This is a genomic window from Nitrosomonas ureae (genome assembly GCF_001455205.1).
Lineage (GTDB): Bacteria > Pseudomonadota > Gammaproteobacteria > Burkholderiales > Nitrosomonadaceae > Nitrosomonas > Nitrosomonas ureae.
The window spans coordinates 909,556-923,011 of record NZ_CP013341.1; the positions used below are offsets into that span (position 1 = coordinate 909,556).

Sequence of the window (13,456 nt, forward strand, 5' to 3'; positions counted from 1 at the left end):
ATCTGAGCCCGATGACCAGGCTTAAATCGATATTTTTATATAGCCGTTATTCCTCCAGTTTCTTTTTCAGAATAATATTCACCTGTGCTGGATTGGCTTTTCCATGCGTTGCTTTCATGATCTGACCGACCAGTGAGTTGAAGGCTTTTTCTTTGCCATTCCGATAGTCTGCAACTTGCTGCGCATTAGCCGCCAGTACTTGATCGACCAGTTTCTCAATAGCGCTATCGTCGGAAATTTGTTTTAGTCCTTTTGCAGCAATAATGGCATCGACATTCTTTTCCAGCTCACCATTCCACATGCTTTCAAATACCGTTTTGGCTGCCTTACCGGAAATGGTGCCATCACTGATGCGCTCCAGCAGCATAGCGAGTTGGGAAGGAGTGATTGGACATGCGCTGATCTCAAGTCCTTCTTTATTCAATTGTCCGCTGATTTCACCCATGATCCAGTTGGCACACAATTTTTCTTGCGCAGGCAATTGCCTGATAGCTGACTCAAAATAATCTGCAGTTTCGCGCGAACTGGTTAAGACGGAGGCATCATAAGCAGATAGCGCAAACTCGGACATATAACGATCTCGTCGCACTTGAGGCAATTCCGGCAAGGCTGATCGCACCTGATCAATCCAGCTTGCAGAAATTTCGAGCGGCAATAAATCCGGATCGGGAAAATATCGGTAATCGTTGGCATCTTCCTTGGTACGCATGGTTCGCGTTTCATCTTTGCCAGCATCGTACAAACGAGTTTCCTGTCGAATAGTGCCGCCGTCTTCCAGAATTTCAATTTGTCTTCTGGCTTCATAATCGATCGCTTTCTCAAGAAAGCGAAATGAATTCAGATTTTTGATTTCGCAGCGTGTACCAAGTTTTTCTGTACCGCGAGGACGTACCGAAACATTGGCATCGCAGCGGAAAGAACCTTCCTGCATATTGCCATCGCAAATACCGATCCAACGCACCAGAGCATGGAGTGTTTTCGCATAAGTTACGGCTTCCGCACTGCTGCGCATATCCGGCTCAGAAACAATTTCCAGCAAGGGCGTACCAGCCCGATTCAGATCAATCCCACTCATACCATGAAAATCCTCGTGCAGCGACTTTCCGGCGTCCTCCTCCAGATGCGCTCGAGTCAAACGAATGTTTTTTTCTACGCCATCGGACGGAATCCGAATGTTGCCACCTTGCACCACCGGTAATTCGTATTGACTGATTTGATAGCCTTTCGGCAAATCAGGATAAAAATAATTTTTGCGCGCGAAAATAGATGGCGAATTAATTTTGGCACCCACCGACAAGCCAAACTTGATTGCCCGCTCAACCGCGCCCTTGTTGAGTACCGGCAAAATGCCGGGCAATGCCAAGTCAATAACACACGCCTGCGTATTCGGCGGGGCGCCATAGGCGGTGGATGCGCCCGAGAAGATTTTAGATTGCGTTGAAAGTTGAGCATGTACTTCCAGACCGATGACAATTTCCCACTGCATGATGATTTCCGGCTAGATGACTGATTTCATGAATGAACGATAGCTTTAAACAGGCAACTTCAAATGCCAGTCTGTCACCAATTGATATTGGTGCGCAATATTCAGCATTTGTGCTTCCTTAAAATAATTACCCATGATGTGTAAACCGATGGGCCGGTTTTTGTCACCAAAACCGATCGGGATCGACATCGCCGGCATTCCGGCCAGGTTTGCCGCACTGGTATAGATATCCGATAAATACATTTGGATCGGATCACCGCTTTTTTCTCCCAGATTAAATGCGACGGTAGGAGTGGTAGGCCCCATAATGATATCGCATTGTTTATAGGCCTCAGTAAAATCTTGTGCGATCAGGCGGCGCAGTTTCTGCGCCTTGATATAGTAGGCATCATAATAACCATGCGACAACACATAAGTACCGATTAGAATTCGTCGCTTCACTTCCGCGCCAAAACCTTGTGCACGCGTTTTGCGGTACATGTCCGCCAGATCGCTGTATGATGGGGCACGATAACCGTAGCGCACCCCATCGAAACGGGATAAATTGCTCGATGCTTCTGCAGGCGCCAACACATAATAAACCGGAATCGACAATGGTGCATTGGGTAATGAAACTTCGACAGTCTGCGCGCCCAATTTACGATACTCGATTAAAGCCTTTTCGATCGCGTTTGCGACATCCTGGCTCATGCCCTCGGCAAAATATTCCTTCGGTAGACCAATGCGCAAACCGGCTAAAGGTTTCTGCAAATCCTGCGTGTAGTCCTCTGCATCCCGCCGCAAGCTGGTGGAATCACGCGGATCGAATCCGGTCATGACATTCAGCAATAACGCCAGGTCTTCGGCTGACTTAGCCATCGGTCCACCCTGATCCAAACTGGAGGCAAAGGCGATCATGCCGTAGCGCGACACCAATCCATAGGTCGGTTTAATTCCGGAAATACCGCATAATGCTGCGGGTTGGCGAATCGAACCGCCCGTATCGGTACCGGTTGCCGCGGGTGCTAATCGGGCTGCAACGGCACACGCCGCCCCGCCTGAACTGCCGCCAGGCACTGCCGCAATATCCCAGGGGTTTTTTACCATGCCATAATAGGATGTTTCATTGCTTGATCCCATGGCGAACTCATCCATGTTGGTTTTACCGATATTGATCGCGCCAGCCTGATTGAAACGTTCAATGACACCGGCATCATACGGTGAAACAAAATTTGACAGCATCCTTGAGCCGCATGTAGTCAGCCAGCCTTTGGCGCAAAAAATATCTTTCTGCGCAATTGGAATTCCGGTTAATGGACCGGCCTGCCCCGTGGCAATCATTTTGTCTGCCGCTTTTGCTTGGGCAAGGCTTATTTCTTCGTCGATCGTAATAAAAGCGTTGTATTCAGGATTAAATTGTTTAATGCGCCGCAAGAATTGGGTGGTTAATTCAGTGCTGGAAAATTTTTTTTCGGCAAGCTGGTTTGAGAGCTGTTTAAGACTGGCATTAAACATGGATTTATTGATTAAGGAAAAATAAATTGTTGCGTATAATGGGGGTACTTAAGTTCTATGAAATTCTGTGGACTTATCCCGCTACGTGCCTATTCAATGACTTGTGGAACCAGATAGAGATCGGCTTCGACTTGTGGTGCGATCGATTGATATAATTCGTGCTGATCAGTTTCAGTGACCTCATCATCACGGAGGCGTTGCAAAACACTTTGCGCATGAGACATGGGTTCAACTGTTGAAGTATCCACTGCTTGCATGGTTTCTATCAGATCAAAAATACCGGATAACTGACCCAAAACCTCTTTAGCCTCGTTATCGTTAATCTCAATATAGGCAAGGTCAGCAATCCGTTTTACATCACTAACAGATAAAGTCATTTTAAATAGGTAACCTTATATTCAAAGAAGTATTAGGGTATCATGCCGCAGTTTAACTGGCGTATTATTTTTTGATGGTTTTATTTATTATTCGCTCTCATCATAATTACTAATATTGGATATTGCCACTATGTTTAATTTCTTGAACAACAGTATTCTTGGAAGCTATTTCTCAACAGACATGGCGATTGATTTGGGCACAGCCAATACACTGATATATGTCCATGGCCAAGGTATTGTGCTGGATGAACCCTCAGTAGTGGCTATTCGCGAAGAAAGTGGAGCCAACGGAAAAAAAATGATCCAGCAGGTGGGTCTTGCAGCCAAACAAATGCTTGGGCGTACTCCGGGCAACATCACCGCAATCCGCCCTATGAAAGATGGTGTGATTGCAGATTTTACCGTGACGGAGCAGATGCTCAAGATGTTTATCCGCAAAGTGAATCCGCCACGCCTATTTTCCGCCAACCCACGCATTGTAATTTGTGTACCCTATGGCTCCACGCAGGTGGAACGCCGAGCTATTCGTGAAGCAGCTTATGGCGCGGGCGCACGCAAGGTTGAGCTGATCGAGGAACCGATGGCAGCTGCATTGGGAGCTGATCTTCCAGTGGAGTCTCCGACGGGTTCGATGGTGGTTGACATCGGCGGCGGCACTACAGAAGTGGGTGTTATTTCTCTGGGCGGTATCGTTTATTCCAATTCTGTACGTGTTGGAGGAGATAAGTTTGATGAAGCCATCATCAATTATATTCGTCGCAATTATGGCATGCTGATCGGTGAAGTTACTGCGGAAATCATTAAAAAAGAAATCGGCTCAGCGTTTCCCGGCTCCGAAGTACGGGAAATTGAAGTAAAAGGTCGCAATCTTGCGGAAGGAATACCGCGTAGCTTCACCATTTCCAGTAATGAAATTCTGGAGGCGCTGACTGAACCAATCAATAGTATTGTCAGTGCAGTTAAATCGGCCTTGGAACATACCCCGCCGGAATTGGGCGCGGATATAGCTGATAAAGGCATGGTTATGACCGGGGGTGGAGCTTTGTTGCGGGATGTTGATCGATTATTAATGGAAGAAACCGGTTTATCGGTCATCGTTGCCGATGATCCACTGACCTGTGTAGTACGTGGAGCCGGAATCGCGTTGGAAAATATGGATCGCTCCATTGGCATTTTTGCTCGCGACTAACTCGTGTCGAGTTATTATTTACTTTTATTTTCTTTCTAGTACAAAATTAAGTCTTTTTCTTGAAGACGAAACTTAATGGAAACAGCGCCACAGTTTTTCAGGCATGGTCCAAGCCCGCTTGCACGATTGTTTATATTTGCGATGCTATCCTGCTTGCTGATTGCAGAAGATACGCATTTCAAATATTTTCCTCAGCTGCGCCAAGCCATTGGCGTGATTATATTTCCGTTACAAAGAATCGCTTATACTCCTGCAGATATCTATGATCAAGTTGAAAAATTTATTACCAGTTTCAATTTACTCGAAGAGAATATCAAATTGAGACAGCTTTATCTGGAACGTCGTGAACAGTTGCTGAGGCTGGACGCACTGGAAGCTGAGAATACGCACTTACGCCGCTTGTTAGGTGCAGTACAGGAAATCGAAACCACTACCAAAACAAAGGTGGTATTAGCAGAAATTCAGTATACTCCACGTGATCCGTTTAATCATAAAATCACCTTGAATAAAGGTAGTTATCATGATATTGAGTTGGGTCAGGCAGTGATTGATGATAAAGGTATCATTGGACAAATTACCCTGTTATATCCCTGGTCGTCTGAAGTAACACTCTTGACAGATAAGGATCACGCGGTTCCGATCCAGGTTGTTCGCAATGGTCTACGATCAGTCATATCCGGAACTGGCAAAAACAATGAACTGGAATTGCGCTATCTGTCGGTAAATACGGATATTCAGCAAGATGATTTATTAGTTACCTCAGGAATTGGAGGAGTGTATCCCCCGGGGATTCCTGTTGCAACTGTGCGCAAGATTGAGCAGGACCCGATGGGTGATTTTGCGCTTGTTACCAGTACCCCGATCGCTGGCGTGGATCGGAATCGGCAAGTTTTAGTTTTGTCTTTGGCGCAGACAGAATCTAATGATTCCCAAGAGATGTCAACAATTGGATCCGGAACGAATTAAAGAGAACAATTCAATTAAAGAAAACTACTTGAGGCAGGATATGTATGTTCCTGCCGGTAATTGGTTTATTGCCACAAGCCTGATAATCGGGCTCATACTCAATTTTCTGCCATTGCAAGGGGATCTTTTAATCTCGCGCCCTGATTTCGTAGCACTTGCAATAACCTACTGGAATGTCAATCATCCCTACAAATTGGGCATGAGCGTGGCATTTGGCATGGGATTGATGGTGGATGTTGGCAATGCCGGGATATTGGGACAACATGCTTTGGCCTATTGCGTCATTTTTTATCTGACGCTAATTTTCGGTCGGCGTTTACGATTATTCAATTTGCTAAAGCAAGCACCTCAAATTGGCTTTTTCTTGCTCATAATGCAAATAGTCATCATTCTAATAGCATTATCGAACGGATCAGCACTGCCTGGCTGGGGATATTTTCTTGCTACTGTGACAGGTGCCTTGCTATGGGCGCCCGCCTCCTTCCTGATGACCTTGCTATTGAAGCCAAAACCAGACTCTAATGCATTATGAGACAACGTGTAGAACTAAGAAATCATCCGGTTGAGCTGCACAAATTTCGTATGCGGCTTACTGTTAGCGCAGGCTTTGTTCTTGTTCTGTTCCTGTTGCTTTATGCACGCTTCTATTTCTTACAGGTTGTTCAGCAGGAACACTACCATACGCTGGCAGAAGCAAATCGTATCTCCATTGCACCACTGGTTCCCTATCGGGGGTTGATTTCTGATCGAAACGGAAGAATATTGGCACAAAATTATTCAGCATATACGTTGGAAGTTGTACCCAGTAAAATTCAGGATCTTGAAACGACGCTGAATGAATTGGCGGCAATCATTGAAATCACCCCGACTGATCGTCAGCGGTTCAAAAAATTGCTAAAAGAGAGCAAGCGGTTCAAGAGTCTGCCTATCAGGAATCGTTTAACAGAGGTTGAGATTGCAACTTTTGCAGCCAATCGCTACCGTTTCCCTGGTATCGAAATCAAAGCCCAAGTATATCGTCAATATCCCGAAAAGGAGATGGTTTCACATGTGGTTGGCTATATCAGCCGTATCAATGATCAAGATCTCGAGCAACTGGAAAGTAATGGCGAACTTCATAATTATCGCGGCTCTCATCACATTGGCAAAATTGGTATTGAGCAGAGTTACGAAAAACAACTGCATGGCATCACAGGATTTGAAGAAGTAGAAACGGACGCAGCGGGCCGCTCCATTCGAATTTTGTCACGAACACCACCCACGCCCGGCAATAATTTAATTCTTACGTTAGATCTTGGCCTGCAGGAAATTGCTGAAATGGCATTCGGTGATCGCCGCGGTGCACTGGTCGCTTTGGATCCCAATAATGGAGAAGTGCTTGCTTTCGTCAGCAAACCGGGTTATGACAATAATCTCTTTATCGGCGGCATTGATCAGGAAAGCTGGAATTCGCTTAACAATTCAATTGATCGCCCTCTCAATAACCGAGCACTGCGAGGTGTATATCCTCCAGGATCAACCTTTAAGCCCTTTATGGCACTTGCCGCACTTGAACTGGAAAAACGCACGGCTGAATATAGCATGAGCGATCCCGGATATTTTTCCTTGCCTGGCGTTAGTCGACGCTACCGGGACTGGAAACCGGGGGGACATGGCAGAGTCGATTTGCACAAGTCTTTAGTGGTTTCTTGCGATACCTATTACTACAGTCTTGCCAACGATCTCGGAATAGACAATATCCACAATTTTATCAGTCAATTTGGATTAGGAAGGAAAACAGGTATTGACATTGAAGGAGAGGTGTCCGGGTTATTGCCTTCTTCTGCTTGGAAGATGAGACAACATAAACAAAAATGGTATGCCGGGGATACTATTTCTGTTTCCATTGGGCAGGGATACAATTTGACTACACCCCTTCAGCTCGCTTTCGCCACGATGATCATCGCAAATAATGGTAAAGCCTATTTACCTCGCTTGGTTAAACAAATTCAGAATAGTCAAACCGGGGAAGTTGAGGATATCCCTGCAAAACTGCTTTATAGTTTAAATCTTAAGCCTAAAAATCTTGAAGTTGTTAAAAGTGCGCTTGTCGATGTTACCCGTCCTGGAGGAACTGCTGCAAAAGCAGGCGCTAATGCGGACTATACTTTTGCCGGCAAGACCGGCACATCACAAGTTGTCGGTATTAAACAGGGAGAACGCTACAATGAAAAACTGATCAATGAACGTCACCGTGACCATGCAATGTTTATCGCCTATGCACCAGCAGAAAACCCCATAATTGCTTTGGCAATTCTAGTCGAAAATACGGGTACCGGCGGTTCAACTGCAGCACCTATTGCAAGACAAGTATTTGATTATTTTTTATTAGGGAAATTACCTGAAGCAGATCTTGCACATCTGATTGATCCGATCAAAAATCACGTGCATGATCATCTCTGAGAAGAATCAATAAATATACAATTAATAATCGGCCAGCATACATGATGCATGATTGAAATCAGAAAAATTTGGTACTACCTTACGCGCTATATAGATAACTTTCTGTTGGCAGGAATCCTCATACTGATGGCGATAGGGCTGATTGTGTTGTATAGCGCTACCGGGGGAAATATAACCAGAGTCAGCAATCAAGTGATCAATATATTGATAGCGCTGGTAATTATGTGGCTGGTTGCAAATATTCCCCTGCAACAAATAATGCGTCTGGCATTACCGATGTATATGTTGGGGTTGATTTTACTTATCAGCGTTGCATTATTCGGAGAAATAAACAATGGCGCCAGGCGCTGGCTTAGCATCGGTGTTACTCGAATTCAGCCATCCGAACTAATGAAAATCGCGCTACCGTTGATGATGGCCTGGTATTTTGATAAGCATGAAATTACTTTACGTTTGAGAGATTATTTAGGCGCAACGATATTATTATTATTGCCTGTTCTACTAATCTTGCGACAACCGGATTTGGGAACCGCCTTGTTAATTGCTGCCAGCGGCTTTTATGTTCTGTTTCTAGCCGGATTGTCTTGGCGCATTATTGTCGGATTAGTGACAGCGGCGGCCGCAAGCTTGCCGGTACTTTGGTCGGTGATGCACGATTATCAACGGCAGCGCATCATGACATTGCTTGATCCATCACAGGATCCTTTGGGCGCCGGCTATCATACCATTCAATCTTCCATTGCAATCGGCTCCGGTGGAATGGTGGGCAAAGGGTGGCAAAATGGTACGCAAACTCAATTGGATTTTTTGCCAGAACAAAGCACCGACTTTATTTTTGCTGTTTTTTCAGAAGAGTTTGGGCTAATTGGAAATACTGTATTATTATTATTATATCTGCTAGTAATCGGGCGGTGTATAGCAATTACGGCAAATGCGTCAACCCAGTTTACACGTTTGATCTCAGGATCGATTACATTGACTTTTTGCACTTATATATTTGTTAATATGGGAATGGTAAGCGGTATTCTTCCGATTGTAGGTGTACCACTTCCACTGATGAGTTATGGAGGTACATCCATGGTTACGATGTTGCTTGGCTTTGGTATTTTGATGAGTATTCACACACATCCTAAACTAGTAAAAACATGACAAACTCTGATTCCCCACTTCTTAAGGTGTATAAATATTTTTCTGTACTATCCCAATCAATTTTTGGATTGACGCTTGTATTAATTTTTGGATTATTGGCTGCGTGCAGCAGCACACCACAATATAGTGGTAGCAGCGCACAAGGACAGAAAAAAACAATAGCAACCGAGTTATCTGGTATTAGCGCAGTTGGAATTACCAGACGGGGAGGCGGATATTATTTGGACGATGGTCCGGAAGATAATCCCCCTCCCAATCTGCATCTCGTTCCGGATGCTGTGCCTAAAGCTGAACCCTTACGGGCAGCCAATATGCAACCTTATGTCGCATTAGGAAAACATTTTAAACCCATGACTAACCTGGAGCCTTACAGGAAACGTGGGATTGCTTCATGGTATGGACGTCGCTATCATGGTAACAATACAGCTGTGGGGGAGGTTTATGACATGTATGCAATGACGGCAGCCCACCCCACATTGCCGTTGCCTAGTTATGCCCGTGTCACTAATCTGGAGAATGGCAAGTCGGTGATTGTGCGCTTGAATGATCGCGGCCCATTTCTTTCTGACCGCATTATCGATCTTTCTTATACTGCTGCATATAAATTGGGAATATTAGCTGGTGGTAGCGGACAAGTTGAGGTTGAGAGCATCATACCGAATGGTGCACAAAAAGTGCTGACAGCTTCCCAATCATCTCTCTCGCTGCCTGTTGCCGACAGTAATGCAGAAATGAACATGGTCTATTTGCAGCTGGCTGCATTCGGCTCATCAGATAATGCACAGAATTTTCTTTCCCAAATACATAAGAGACTTCCGGCACTCAAAGATACAGTGAATATTACCAAGAATAAGGGCTTATACAAAATACATGTTGGCCCTTATCCAGATTCAACAGTTGCCAGGTTGGCAGCCAATACGATTAGTCAACAGCTTGCGATAACGCCTGTCTTGGTAAATGACTAAATCGGGTAAAAAAAATCCCTATTGCAAGCAATAGGGATTAAAGGGCCTCGTCATAAAATCATCCATCGCAATTAACGTTCAAATGTAAAACATCTTCCTCAGTACAGGTATCGATACATTTTTACATTCCGATTTCAATATTGCGATAACTGATTTTAAGTGTAATACCTACTGAGTATTTTTGAAGATGAAAACAGAGAGGGAATTTACCCTTATATCCAAACTATGACTGTGACTTTTGCCACACTCCAGTGGTGATATGGTTAAACCCTACTCACAAATTCAAAATACTTTGATTGGTGTATTGCCAAGCAAAATTTTGATTTAAGAGAAAACACAATATTGTGTTCTCGGGTTGAATAAAAAAGCACCACTCAGTAATTGAGTGGTGCCATATCCAGATTCCTTTAGTAGGACTACTCAGCCGTAGCCACCAAATTTATATTAGCCTGTTTAGCTTTACACTAAAACTCTTCCCAATCATCTCCACCACCCGACGCCACTTTGCGTGGCTGAGTTGATCCCGAATCATCGTTGGATTTCACCACTGTCTTCTTCGCAGGGCCTCGATTCGGCAACTTGGCGATTGATGCAGTACGATTGCTTCTTTTAACTGGCATACCTTGTACACGGCCAGCTCCACCAGATACTTTAAAAATACTGACTGCCTGAGTCAGAGCCTGTGCCTGATCATTCATTGATTCCGCCGCTGCTGCAGCTTCTTCGACCAGTGCCGCATTTTGCTGGGTAACTTCATCCATCTGCGTTACAGCCTGATTGACTTGCTCTATCCCTGAACTTTGTTCATTTGAAGCTGCAGAAATCTCACTCATGATATCGGTTACTCGCTTAACCGAAGTTACAATCTCATCCATCGTGGCACCCGCCTCATCCACCAAACGCGTGCCATCTTCCACTTTAGCTACTGAATCACTGATCAATTCCTTGATTTCTTTCGCCGCCGCCGCTGAGCGTTGCGCCAAGGTACGCACTTCCGTCGCGACTACCGCAAAACCACGCCCCTGTTCACCCGCACGTGCCGCTTCTACCGCAGCATTCAACGCCAGAATGTTGGTCTGAAATGCAATGCCATCGATGACACTGATAATGTCAACAATTTTCTTGGAACTTTCATTAATGGCGCTCATGGTCTGCACTACCTGGCCAACTACAGCTCCACCTTTTACCGCAACTTCAGATGCTCCTGCCGCCAGTTGATTGGCTTGGCGCGCATTATCGGCATTCTGCTTCACGGTGGAAGTCAACTCTTCCATTGAGGATGCAGTTTCTTCCAGACTGGATGCCTGTTCTTCGGTACGTTGACTCAAGTCAGAATTACCTGAGGCAATCTCACCAGAAGCCGTTGCAATCTGATCGGTTCCTGTGCGCACTTTACTCACTAGATCTGTTAAATTTTCATTCATAGTTTTAAGTGCTTGCAATAAACGTCCTGTTTCATTAGTTGAATGAACATCAATATGACTAGTCAAATCACCCGATGCCACTGCATTCGCAACCGCAACCGCCTCATTCAATGGGATCACAATTGCTCTTATCAGCAAGAAACCGATAATCACAGCCAATAATACGCCCAAGGTAATCACCGTAGAAGAAATCATGAAAATACTGTTATAGCTGCTTTGTGCTTCTGCATATTCTTTAGAAGCTTCATTGCGTTGCAATTCCAGCAGATTCAACATGGTTCCATGGACCGCATCAAATTTAGTGCCGGCATCATTTGTCAAATTGTCAACCCCGGCATCATAATCTCCTGCAGCGGCTAAAGCCATTGTGTGATTTCGCGATTCTGTATATATCTTCCATTGCTGATTAAAATTTTCAGCAAGCGTCGCTTCCTCAGGCGTTAGATTAGTGGCCATATATTTTCTCCAGAGATCTGCAATCTCTGCATCTCTCTGATTCGTCATAACTTGGCGTTCTTTTACAATCTCAGCACTCCTTCCATAAGCAGACATAGCAGCATTAAGTCTTGCGCGTTGCATCCGATCCAGAACCAAACCAAGATCTCCCAATGGAACCGCGCGATCTTCATAAACGCCTCTCAAGGAGTCATTGGTCTGATTTAAGCCATATATTCCCATACTGCCAACACCAATCAGCAAAACCGACAGCATGCCAATGACAAACACCAGCCTTGATTTAATCGTCATGTTATTAAACATCAAATTCTCCTTTAACTTAATCTTAATTTACAAACTTCCATGTTTATTAATTGATACTTGGATCCAACAACCCCATACTGTCACTATTCATCAGTTTCTCAATATCTATCAATATCAACATGCGTTCACCGACGGCACCTAGCCCCATAATATATTCAGTGTCAATTACTGAACCCAATCCCGGTGTAGGTCGCATCTGTTCGGCTTCCAAAGTGATCACATCTGATACACCGTCCACTACGACTCCTACGACACGTCCGGATACATTTAATATAATTACCACGGTAAATTGATCATACGTTACGTCGCTCAATTCAAATTTAATCCGCATATCAATAATCGGCACAACGATCCCGCGCAAATTGACTACACCTTTGATAAAATCAGGCGCATTAGCAATTTTAGTAATAGCATCATAGCCACGAATCTCCTGCACCTTGAGGATCTCTATTCCATATTCTTCATTTCCTAAGCGGAAAGTCAGGAATTCATTAATAAAGTGGCTAACTGTTGAACCTGCAGGTCGCTCTTGCAGCATAAATCTCACTCCATTTTATATATGAAAAACACGAACCTTCTGCTGGTTCGCAGGTTATGATTTACGGAAAAAGAAACTCTTTCTTAAATGAGTTTGCTGATTCTATTTGAATCAGCAGCCAATCAAACGTGGAATAAGTGCACAAAATCACTTTATATTTGTATGAATAATTGCTGTAAGAAGATTATCGATTTACAGATCCAATGATAATCCCCATTTTTAATGGGAAATTACAGTAGAGAGTTTTTAGTTTAAAAGCTTCTGTCAGCTTCATCGCTGGTGCAATACCTCCGGTACCATACTCAGACGTTCATTATTGTAAATCCACAACCACTGTGTTGCGGTAAGTTGCGCTTCCTCAATGGTTGAAAATTCATTCATCTCCAGTCCTTCATGCCGAACGGTCTTGTTATAGCGTTCAACGTAGGCATTTATTCTGTGGTTTTCCTGGTTGAATGTAATCAAGCTGGATACCTCGCTTTTGTGCCCAACTTTGAGCATGCCGCTGATATTTTCCGGCCCATTATCACAGCGGATCTTCCTTGGCTGTTGACACCGCTTGAAACTTGACCGTAAAAGCCTTGTTGTACCGATTGAAAACTGACCGGGTAATTCACGTATCTTGCCTAAATTTTAGGCGGGAGAATTTAAGAGATGATTGACAGCC

The 13,456-nt window shown here is 44.4% G+C and carries 11 protein-coding genes and 1 pseudogene; 6 read left to right on the plus strand and 6 right to left on the minus strand.

The window, feature by feature from the left end; translation table 11 throughout:
- Positions 1–46: 46 nt before the first annotated feature.
- From gatB to gatC, 3 genes are all read right to left on the minus strand, one after another.
- On the minus strand, positions 47–1,486 hold the full coding sequence (gene gatB, locus ATY38_RS04300; protein WP_062558218.1) for an Asp-tRNA(Asn)/Glu-tRNA(Gln) amidotransferase subunit GatB: 1,440 nt from the start codon (positions 1,484–1,486) through the stop codon (positions 47–49).
- A gap of 45 nt (positions 1,487–1,531) precedes the next feature.
- On the minus strand, positions 1,532–2,980 hold the full coding sequence (gene gatA, locus ATY38_RS04305) for an Asp-tRNA(Asn)/Glu-tRNA(Gln) amidotransferase subunit GatA (RefSeq protein ID WP_062558219.1): 1,449 nt from the start codon (positions 2,978–2,980) through the stop codon (positions 1,532–1,534).
- 89 nt (positions 2,981–3,069) lie between these two features.
- Positions 3,070–3,357: an Asp-tRNA(Asn)/Glu-tRNA(Gln) amidotransferase subunit GatC gene (gatC, locus tag ATY38_RS04310; RefSeq protein WP_062558220.1), complete on the minus strand. Its 288-nt coding sequence runs from the start codon at positions 3,355–3,357 to the stop codon at positions 3,070–3,072.
- Between the two features lie 130 nt (positions 3,358–3,487).
- On the opposite strand from gatC, the gene ATY38_RS04315 reads away from it, so the two are divergent.
- The 6 genes from ATY38_RS04315 (at position 3,488) to ATY38_RS04340 (ending at position 10,068) form a co-directional block, all read left to right on the plus strand.
- Positions 3,488–4,546, plus strand: coding sequence for a rod shape-determining protein (locus tag ATY38_RS04315; protein ID WP_013646303.1), 1,059 nt, complete (start codon positions 3,488–3,490; stop codon positions 4,544–4,546).
- A 75-nt stretch (positions 4,547–4,621) separates the two neighbouring features.
- Positions 4,622–5,512: a rod shape-determining protein MreC gene (gene mreC, locus ATY38_RS04320; protein ID WP_062558221.1), complete on the plus strand. Its 891-nt coding sequence runs from the start codon at positions 4,622–4,624 to the stop codon at positions 5,510–5,512.
- Entirely contained in the window at positions 5,469–6,044 is a 576-nt protein-coding gene (gene mreD / locus ATY38_RS04325; RefSeq protein WP_062558222.1) for a rod shape-determining protein MreD, read from the plus strand. Before mreC ends, mreD begins: the two co-directional genes overlap by 44 nt.
- Positions 6,041–7,954: a penicillin-binding protein 2 gene (gene mrdA / locus ATY38_RS04330; protein ID WP_062558223.1), complete on the plus strand. Its 1,914-nt coding sequence runs from the start codon at positions 6,041–6,043 to the stop codon at positions 7,952–7,954. The genes mreD and mrdA overlap by 4 nt, the downstream gene beginning before the upstream one ends.
- A gap of 48 nt (positions 7,955–8,002) precedes the next feature.
- Entirely contained in the window at positions 8,003–9,103 is a 1,101-nt protein-coding gene (rodA, locus tag ATY38_RS04335) for a rod shape-determining protein RodA (RefSeq protein WP_062558224.1), read from the plus strand.
- A 68-nt stretch (positions 9,104–9,171) separates the two neighbouring features.
- Positions 9,172–10,068: a septal ring lytic transglycosylase RlpA family protein gene (locus ATY38_RS04340; RefSeq protein ID WP_418006991.1), complete on the plus strand. Its 897-nt coding sequence runs from the start codon at positions 9,172–9,174 to the stop codon at positions 10,066–10,068.
- Positions 10,069–10,532: 464 nt separating this feature from the next.
- Here ATY38_RS04340 and ATY38_RS04345 read toward each other — a convergent pair whose 3' ends face one another.
- The 3 genes and pseudogenes from ATY38_RS04345 to ATY38_RS04355 all read right to left on the minus strand — a co-directional run.
- The gene (locus tag ATY38_RS04345) at positions 10,533–12,251 is read right to left on the minus strand and encodes a methyl-accepting chemotaxis protein (RefSeq protein WP_062558226.1); all 1,719 of its coding nucleotides are present in this window, start codon (positions 12,249–12,251) and stop codon (positions 10,533–10,535) included.
- A gap of 46 nt (positions 12,252–12,297) precedes the next feature.
- Entirely contained in the window at positions 12,298–12,789 is a 492-nt protein-coding gene (locus ATY38_RS04350) for a chemotaxis protein CheW (RefSeq protein ID WP_062558227.1), read from the minus strand.
- Between the two features lie 262 nt (positions 12,790–13,051).
- A pseudogene (locus ATY38_RS04355) lies at positions 13,052–13,338 on the minus strand (integrase core domain-containing protein); the annotation flags it as partial.
- Between the last annotated feature and the right edge of the window lie 118 nt (positions 13,339–13,456).

Excerpts from the sequence above, each read along its gene's own strand:
- mreC (WP_062558221.1), top strand. The coding sequence starts at position 4,622 with ATGGAAACAGCGCCACAGTTTTTCAGGCATGGTCCAAGCCCGCTTGCA.
- rodA (WP_062558224.1), top strand. The coding sequence starts at position 8,003 with ATGATTGAAATCAGAAAAATTTGGTACTACCTTACGCGCTATATAGAT.
- ATY38_RS04315 (WP_013646303.1), top strand. The coding sequence starts at position 3,488 with ATGTTTAATTTCTTGAACAACAGTATTCTTGGAAGCTATTTCTCAACA.
- mrdA (WP_062558223.1), top strand. The coding sequence starts at position 6,041 with ATGAGACAACGTGTAGAACTAAGAAATCATCCGGTTGAGCTGCACAAA.
- gatB (WP_062558218.1), bottom strand. The coding sequence starts at position 1,486 with ATGCAGTGGGAAATTGTCATCGGTCTGGAAGTACATGCTCAACTTTCA.
- gatA (WP_062558219.1), bottom strand. The coding sequence starts at position 2,980 with ATGTTTAATGCCAGTCTTAAACAGCTCTCAAACCAGCTTGCCGAAAAA.
- mreD (WP_062558222.1), top strand. The coding sequence starts at position 5,469 with ATGATTCCCAAGAGATGTCAACAATTGGATCCGGAACGAATTAAAGAG.
- ATY38_RS04350 (WP_062558227.1), bottom strand. The coding sequence starts at position 12,789 with ATGCTGCAAGAGCGACCTGCAGGTTCAACAGTTAGCCACTTTATTAAT.
- ATY38_RS04345 (WP_062558226.1), bottom strand. The coding sequence starts at position 12,251 with ATGTTTAATAACATGACGATTAAATCAAGGCTGGTGTTTGTCATTGGC.
- gatC (WP_062558220.1), bottom strand. The coding sequence starts at position 3,357 with ATGACTTTATCTGTTAGTGATGTAAAACGGATTGCTGACCTTGCCTAT.